The 6,213-nt window shown below is 42.9% G+C and carries 5 protein-coding genes; 1 reads left to right on the top strand and 4 read right to left on the bottom strand.

Features of this window, described 5'->3' with window-relative positions:
- Nucleotides 1–414: 414 nt before the first annotated feature.
- The 3 genes from B9G53_RS26840 to B9G53_RS14975 all read right to left on the bottom strand — a co-directional run bounded on the left by B9G53_RS26840 (nt 415) and on the right by B9G53_RS14975 (nt 4,142).
- Nucleotides 415–624: a hypothetical protein gene (locus B9G53_RS26840; protein WP_141211791.1), complete on the bottom strand. Its 210-nt coding sequence runs from the start codon at nt 622–624 to the stop codon at nt 415–417.
- 155 nt (nt 625–779) lie between these two features.
- Entirely contained in the window at nt 780–2,741 is a 1,962-nt protein-coding gene (locus tag B9G53_RS14980; RefSeq protein ID WP_094533670.1) for a cation transporting ATPase C-terminal domain-containing protein, read from the bottom strand.
- 66 nt (nt 2,742–2,807) lie between these two features.
- Nucleotides 2,808–4,142, bottom strand: coding sequence for a hypothetical protein (locus B9G53_RS14975; protein ID WP_094533668.1), 1,335 nt, complete (start codon nt 4,140–4,142; stop codon nt 2,808–2,810).
- 298 nt (nt 4,143–4,440) lie between these two features.
- On the opposite strand from B9G53_RS14975, the gene B9G53_RS14970 reads away from it, so the two are divergent.
- Nucleotides 4,441–5,031, top strand: coding sequence for a Uma2 family endonuclease (locus B9G53_RS14970; RefSeq protein ID WP_094533666.1), 591 nt, complete (start codon nt 4,441–4,443; stop codon nt 5,029–5,031).
- Here B9G53_RS14970 and B9G53_RS14965 read toward each other — a convergent pair.
- Nucleotides 5,024–6,136 (bottom strand): DegT/DnrJ/EryC1/StrS aminotransferase family protein, encoded by a 1,113-nt coding sequence (locus tag B9G53_RS14965; RefSeq protein WP_094533664.1) that lies wholly within the window; start codon nt 6,134–6,136, stop codon nt 5,024–5,026. The genes B9G53_RS14970 and B9G53_RS14965 overlap by 8 nt on opposite strands.
- Nucleotides 6,137–6,213: the final 77 nt, after the last annotated feature.

Raw genomic sequence — 6,213 nt, 5'->3', positions numbered from 1 at the left:
GAAAATCGCAGGAATTCTCTCTCGTGTAAAGTTAACTAGCAATTTACTACTGCTGATGCTCGCATTAAATTGCTTCGTCTCTATCCGTCAATAACCCTTTGACTGTCTACTAGTTTTACCTGTTTCTTTACCCACAGCCCGATGCCCCTTACTGGGAAGAACATTCGGATAAGCTACCAGAAGTCGGTGTAACAGACAGCACACTGACGATAGACTGGAGGTAGAGAATCCCATAACTTTTAAGCTGATGCACCAGAGTGATCGCCAATACAGCCTATTGAGGCTTTGAGCAGTACAGAGAAATTTTTAGAAGCGGCGCTCCGCGCCGCTTCTAAAAATTTCTCTGGGGGGTAATTGAGCGCAAAGCGCTGTATAACAACCAACAATTTTACGAATCTCAACATCAAGACCTAACTATACCCACAGTTGATTGTCGGTGTTACCGACAAATGACCATGATTCGTCCATCTGTATAGTCAGATGACGTTTAGGTTTGGGTTGGACTTGCACCTCTTGAGAAATGTCTTGATATTTTTGATTGACGTATCTCTGTAAGACTACCGCAAATATATTGTTGAAGCGATCGCTTAAAAAGCATAACTCACAGTAATAGCAATCGCCCAACTCCTCACATCGCCAATACTAAGAACCAATTTGTCTAAGCCTCTGCAAAACTTGAATACGTTCTGCTGTATTTTCAAGTAACCGATAGGTAAGCGGTTGGGTCCCTGCGGGGTGGAACCTTACGAGTTTGGGAAATTGCCATTAAGTCTATCTACTTAACTCGTTTTGATTAGTTCTTGTACCCAAAATACAGCAGTAGCGCTGAGAACCGCGATCGCCCATTCAACACCATTTAAAGGAACCGTTGACATCAGATCGCCAAACCAAGGAGATTGCACAAAGGCTATTTGAAAAATTGCGATCAAAGATATACCAAGAATCAGTGGTAAGTTGCTAAATACACTTTGACGGGCGATCGCACAGGCATGGAAAATCTGGCTGAAACCAAGGGTGACAAAAGCCATTGATCGCGCTTGGGACAACATCGCAGGCTGTCCTTGATACTTTAGCCAGAAGACTAGGGAAATGGCAGTAATCGTGGCGGTGACAGTGACCAAAATGCGGAGGTAATTGCTAAGGCGCAACATAGTTTGAAAACGATGTGCTGGTTGTGATAGCAGACTCTCATGGGTTGGCTCAAGCGCTAGCGGAAAAGCAACAAGTGGTGTCGCGATCGCCCCTACCCAAATTAATTGCAATGGTGGTATGGAGAATCCTGCGGCAGTATCCATGAGAGTTAGTACTGCTAACGTAAAGGAACTTGCAGCCGTAAGTAAGGCTATCCGTTGTAACCGATCAAAGGTGGCTCTTCCTTCGAGAATCGCGGTCGGTAAATAATGGAAATCTTCCTTTGGTAAAATCATGGCTGAACTATCTTGCAATTCTTTTCGACATGTGCGATCGCAGATTCCAACATCGGCGGCTCTGAGCAGCGGAATATCTTCAATATCATTCCCAATTACAGCAACAGCATTTAAAGATTTTTGGTTGGATTTAGGATATTCTCTTTGCCATTGGCGAATTCTCTCTTGAGGCGCATCAAAATAACTATGGGTTTCAATACCAATTACGTTGCCAAATGCGACTGCGTCATCTTCAGAAGCTCTGATAAATCCCCGCCATTCAATGCCTGCGCGACTTAAATTGTCAAAGCTCAGCACTACATCGGACTCGACTATCGGCACAATTTTGGTTACTCTGGCGATCGCATCTAAGACAGAAGGAAACCTCACCCAGATTCTCTGTTTGGCAAGATCACACATCCCTAATAATTGGACTTGTGTAGCAATGCGTAATAAATTTTGAGGATAGGTGCTAACAACTAAGGCAGCAGCAGTCATCGCATTGATCGTAATTCCACGTTGCCATGCAAAACCGATCGCTGTAGTTGTTACTAACAGAAGCATCCCAATCCAGACTTGGCGTAGTTGACGTAATTCGGAATGGATAACTGAAAATGGCTTCTCTTTGATTAGAGCCGCCTGTTCTTGGGTGAAACGACTTGTCGCAATCACAATACCCTTGACGGTTCCTGTGGAAATTTCTGTTCCCGCATAAATCATATTGCTGCATTCAAGGGGTGGAGTTTTTTCTTCAAAGGTAAGCTCAGCTCGCTTAGCACAAATTGCTTCACCACCTAAATTAGTTTGATTTACCAGTAAATCCTCTGATGTCTCTAGTACGCGCAGATCGACATTTGGGCGATCGCCTTCTCGCAGTAACAATACATCACCGATGACCAAATCCCGTGATGGCAGTTCCATCTCTTCGCGATCGCGTAATACAATCACCGAATTAGAGGGAGTGTTTTGGCGGCGTTGGGGGCGATCACGACTGACCTTCTCTTTAGTTTTAATTGACCATATCGAAACAACAAGCCCTGTTACGCTATGCAATATTCCCACAGAAATTAGCGCCCATCCTTCAGCCCCATTCCATTGCAAATAAATTGCTGATCCTAATAAAAGATAAGTCAAAGGATTGATTAAAGGTTGTAAGAGAACTTTGCTGATGGGACGCGATCGCGGTAGTTTATTCGCTCCCAAATACCGCAATCTTTGACGCGCATTTACATAGGATAAACCTTCCATCGAAGATTCCAAAGCTGCCAATACTTGCTCTACGTCCATGTAGTGCCAAGGTTTTTGAATATCCGATAGAAAGTGAAATTTGGTCATAATTTAATGTTTTTGGCTTAAGGAACTAGAATAGCCAATACTTTGTGCGGTCTATCCTAAAATAAATTATTTTGCTTGTTGCAACAATTTCAACCGATTCTCAACTTGGATCTTCACCTCCTGAGCCTTCAAGTAAACCGTAGTTCCATTTTTAATCTTATTTAAATCATTATTGATTGCCATAAAGCGGGAGGTTGCTTCACCTCGATCTAAACCTTTACTTGCCCACAAAACCGTAAGCTTCTGATTAGCATTATCAAAAAATTGAACTGCCTCCTGTTCATTCTGTAACCGTACTCTCACTTCTGAAAGACTAGATCGATATTCTGCTAGCTGTCTTTGTGCTTCAGCATAACCCTGCACATCATTAGCAGGCATCTTTCCTAACAGATTGATTGCCTCTTGCCACATTCTGGCAGTTTCATTCCAGCGAGCGGTGGAATGGGGAGGATTGCGCCCCGATTCAGCAGCTTTTTTTGCAAACCCTTCAGCAGCACTAATCAATGACAAGGATTTTTCATTACCTGCGGCAAGCCCTCCCACTTCCTTTAAATCCCTAGTCGAAGTGCTGATCATTTGCTTCGCCCTGCGTCCCGCCAGCGTCTGTGGTGGAATCTGGGCTAAGCGATCGATCGCTCCTTGCCAGTTTTGGATCGCCACTTTTTTATCTGTCGGTTTCGTTGCTTGTTGGAATACAGTTTTTGCCATCGTTATTTCTTGCTCAGCATCAGTAAGCGTAATCTGAGCATTTTTCTCTTGAAATACTTTCGCTTCTAGTTGTCCAGCCTTCATCCTCGATGATTGTAAACCCGCAGGTGTAAAGCGCCAATCATAACCCCAACCGTAATACCCCCGCGAATAGTCTGCCCAATCCGCGATATACCATGCAGGAATTGCATCTAGGGCAGTTTTACCTTCCTTGAGTTTTAGATCCCCACGATCTAAGTCAGATGGACTTGTGGGCGATTCGATTAACTGTTTCGCTTCTTCAATACTTGATTGTGCTTGTTTAAAATTCGCATCGATCGCCATATTGCTGGGTAATAGCAACAGTGGAGCTGCCTTTGCCACTGGTTGCCGAATTACAGGGTAGGGCAAATTCACGACATAAATAATTCCCACAGGAATTCCCACTAAAACACCGATCCAAATCAACCTTTGACCAAATTTTTTGAACCCACCTGATTGTTTTGGTTGATTAATCGGCTTCGTTTGCAATGTTTGATGCGATCGCGTCATTTCTGTCTCTAGCTCCGTGTATCTCTGCATTGCTGAACTAGGCTGTGGTGCAGTAGGTGGTTGGACGCTACTAGAAGTTTGAATCGTCTGCACATTTGGAGCATTCCCCGTCCCCTGTTGAGGATTTTTCCATTTTGCAAACATTGAGTTAAGAATACCCATGACTATTCCCTAATGCAGATGTGATTATTATAGGCAAAGGCATTACTTTATATAGACTTTACTTTCTGGCGATCGTCTTATTACCAATTCATAAAAGTGTCGTCACACTTTTATGAATTAAAAAACAAACCCAGTAAAGGTTTTAGAAACATAAAATGGCGTAGCCATTTTATGTTTTGGTATTACATCGCTTCGTGCAAACTCAAAACCCAAGCAAAATGGCGGCACGAAGCGCCGCCATTTTGCTTGGGTTTTGAGTTTGCTACAATTTTGTTATGCGTAATAGAGGACTTAAATTATGTCTTTAGCTACAGCTAGCCCCTCTACACTAATGACCATAGAAGACTATCTCAACTATGACGATGGGACAGATACACGCTATGAGCTAGTCAACGGAGAATTAGTCAAAATACCCACCGAATCGCCTCTAAATTGCCAGATTGCGAAATTACTAATGTTTGAATTGGCAAAATATTTTCCAATTTCACTAATTTGTCATAAAGACATAGAGCTTGTAGTTAGTGGGAGAAGGGCAAAGGTCAGACTCCCTGATTTAGTTGTAATCAGTGAAGATGGTTTTGTGGCTATGACTGGTCAACGCAGTAATACGATTACCCAAGAAATGCCAGCACCTGTTTTGGTGGTCGAAGTTGTTTCCCCTGGTCAAGAAAATCGCGATCGCGACTATCGCTATAAACGTACAGAGTATGCAGCTAGAGGCATTAACGAATATTGGATTATCGATCCTGAAATGCGCCAAATCACCATATGCCTATGGGTGGAAGGGCAATATGAGGACAAGATTTATAAAGGCGATATGCAAATTTCATCGTTGGATCATAAAAAAGCGGTGTACTACACCGCTTTTTTATGGCTTGAGATTATTTGAGAATGTCTTTTAAGGTACTGACGACTCGCTCCTGTTGCTCTGCGCTTAGTTCAGGAAACATTGGTAAAGATAGTACGCGATCGCAGATATTTTCGGTAACGGGGAAATCGCCTTTTTTATAGCCAAGATGTTGATAGACCGATTGCAAATGTAAAGGCAAAGGATAGTAAATCATCGTAATGATGTTTTGTTCTCGCAGTTGTGCCTGTACAGAATCTCGCTTGTCTGCACCGATGCAAACTGTGTATTGATTCCAGACACTGCCCGTGCAATGGTTAGGAGTTACAAAATTGGGAATATTTGCATCTTTGAGCAAATCTGTATAGCGATCGCTAATTTCGCGACGTTGAGCATTCCACTTGTCGAGATAGGGCAATTTCACTTGTAATAGAGCCGCCTGTAAAGAATCCAGACGAGAGTTCATGCCGATATATTCGTGGTAGTAACGCTTAGGACTACCATGTTCACGCAAAATTTTTAATTTCTCAGCAACTTCAGCGCTTTTAGTGGTCATCATGCCACCATCACCACAGCCACCGAGATTTTTAGTTGGATAAAAACTAAAACAACCGACATCCCCAATATTTCCTACTTTCTGACCGTTGAAAGTTGCGCCTGTTGCTTGAGCGCAGTCTTCGATCACATAAAGATTATGCTTTTGGGCAATCGCCATCAAACTCGTCATATCAACGGATCGTCCAAACAAATGTACGGGCATGATTGCTTTGGTGCGATCGGTGATGGCGGCTTCGATAAGATCCACATTGATATTGAAACTATGTGCTTCTATATCCACAAATACTGGTTTTGCCCCAGTCATGCTAATTGTTTCCGCACTCGCAAAAAAAGTAAATGGTGAAGTAATTACTTCATCACCCTCCCCAATATCCAAGGCTCGCATTGCTAAATAGAGAGCATCAGTACCTGAGTTGCAAGCAATACCATAATCAGAGCCAATATAGCTGGCAAACTCAGCCTCAAACTGACTTACGGTCTGTCCGCCAATGTATTGCCCTGATGCTAGTACTTCTAAGGCAGCTTTGTTGAGGCGATCGCCAATTTGTTGATACTGCTGCGATACATCAAAGGGAGGAATTTTATTCACGTTGAAACGATTCTAGATTGCCTCAACTATTTTAAACGCGATCGCCATCGCCATTGCTTGTTATCAAAAAAAGACAA

It is taken from the genome of Pseudanabaena sp. SR411 (assembly GCF_002251945.1).
Taxonomy (GTDB): Bacteria; Cyanobacteriota; Cyanobacteriia; order Pseudanabaenales; family Pseudanabaenaceae; genus Pseudanabaena.
This window is presented reverse-complemented; position numbering and strand designations above follow the sequence as displayed.

Bases quoted from the DNA above. Each gene is read 5' to 3' on its own strand.
- B9G53_RS14975 (WP_094533668.1), bottom strand. From the start codon at position 4,142: ATGGGTATTCTTAACTCAATGTTTGCAAAATGGAAAAATCCTCAACAG.
- B9G53_RS14970 (WP_094533666.1), top strand. From the start codon at position 4,441: ATGTCTTTAGCTACAGCTAGCCCCTCTACACTAATGACCATAGAAGAC.
- B9G53_RS14980 (WP_094533670.1), bottom strand. From the start codon at position 2,741: ATGACCAAATTTCACTTTCTATCGGATATTCAAAAACCTTGGCACTAC.